This is a genomic window from Tepidanaerobacter sp. EBM-38 (assembly GCA_001896545.1).
In the GTDB taxonomy this organism is placed as follows: Bacteria; Bacillota; Thermosediminibacteria; order Thermosediminibacterales; family Tepidanaerobacteraceae; genus Tepidanaerobacter.
On the sequence record MPOT01000103.1, the window covers coordinates 1 to 1,138 of the forward strand.

Here is a 1,138-nt window from a genome sequence, read left to right on the forward strand (position 1 = left end):
GGCGGAGAGAGAGGGATTCGAACCCTCGAACCGCGTTTTAGCACGGTTACGCGATTTCCAGTCGCGCGCCTTCGACCAGCTCAGCCATCTCTCCACGTTTCGGATATCTGATATTAGACATCGGATTTGGAATTGCTGTCTACAATCAATACTAATTTGTTAATTAGTTTCATTTACATCTTAGCTCTGGTTTGCGACCTCTAGATTATATTAAATGGCGGAGAGAGTGAGATTCGAACTCACGGGACGGGGTCACCGCCCACTCGCTTTCGAGGCGAGCGCCTTCAACCTCTCGGCCATCTCTCCCTGTTTCAGAAGTCGGATGCCAGATGTTGCTCGATATAGAATTTTACTTTTATGTTTAAGCTTTTTTATTCATTCGTTTATCTTGAAAAAATTTTTTCAAGATATTGCCACACTCATCGGCCATTATCCCGGCAGATATTTTTGGTCTGTGATTAAATCTTTCATCAGCGGGAAGGTTTATTAGGCTACCGCAAGCCCCGCCCTTTGGGTCTTTTGCGCCAAACACCAATCGGTCAACTCTCGACAAAATAACGGCACCTGCACACATAGGACAGGGTTCTAGTGTTACATACAAAGTGCAGCCTTGCAGCCGCCAAGTACCTAATACTTCACAAGCCTTTCTAATAGCCAAGAGTTCCGCATGAGCAGTTGCATCCTGCAATGTTTCTCTGAGATTATGGGCTCTGGCTATGACTTCGTCAGCCTTTACAACAACAGCGCCAATCGGCACTTCATCTATCTCCATAGCCCTTTTGGCTTCTTGGATGGCCTGCCTCATGAAAAAAAAATCATCCTTCTGATATTCGAGTGTAGGCATATTTTACTACAATCCTTATTTACATTTATCATTTTATGGTGCGCCCGGGAGGACTCGAACCCCCGGCACGCGGTTTAGGAAACCGCTGCTCTATCCTCCTGAGCTACGGGCGCAATTAAATGCGTTTAAATAATGGTGCGCCTGGCAGGAATCGAACCCACAGCCTTCTGATCCGTAGTCAGACGCTCTATCCAATTGAGCTACAGGCGCATGCAAATGGCGGAGAGAGAGGGATTCGAACCCTCGATACGGATTTTAGTCCGTATAATCGCTTAGCAGGCGACCGCCTTCGAC

The 1,138-nt window shown here is 47.0% G+C and carries 1 protein-coding gene and 4 tRNA genes; all 5 read right to left on the reverse strand.

What is annotated here, in order from left to right:
- Positions 1–2: 2 nt before the first annotated feature.
- Positions 3–94 (reverse strand) — tRNA-Ser (locus BUC45_RS11300).
- A 121-nt stretch (positions 95–215) separates the two neighbouring features.
- A tRNA-Ser gene (locus BUC45_RS11305) sits at positions 216–306 on the reverse strand.
- A 55-nt stretch (positions 307–361) separates the two neighbouring features.
- Positions 362–844: a tRNA adenosine(34) deaminase TadA gene (gene tadA, locus BUC45_RS11310; protein WP_296972413.1), complete on the reverse strand. Its 483-nt coding sequence runs from the start codon at positions 842–844 to the stop codon at positions 362–364.
- A 36-nt stretch (positions 845–880) separates the two neighbouring features.
- A tRNA-Arg gene (locus BUC45_RS11315) sits at positions 881–957 on the reverse strand.
- A 20-nt stretch (positions 958–977) separates the two neighbouring features.
- Positions 978–1,054: transfer RNA gene (locus BUC45_RS11320), tRNA-Arg, on the reverse strand.
- Positions 1,055–1,138 lie beyond the last annotated feature (84 nt).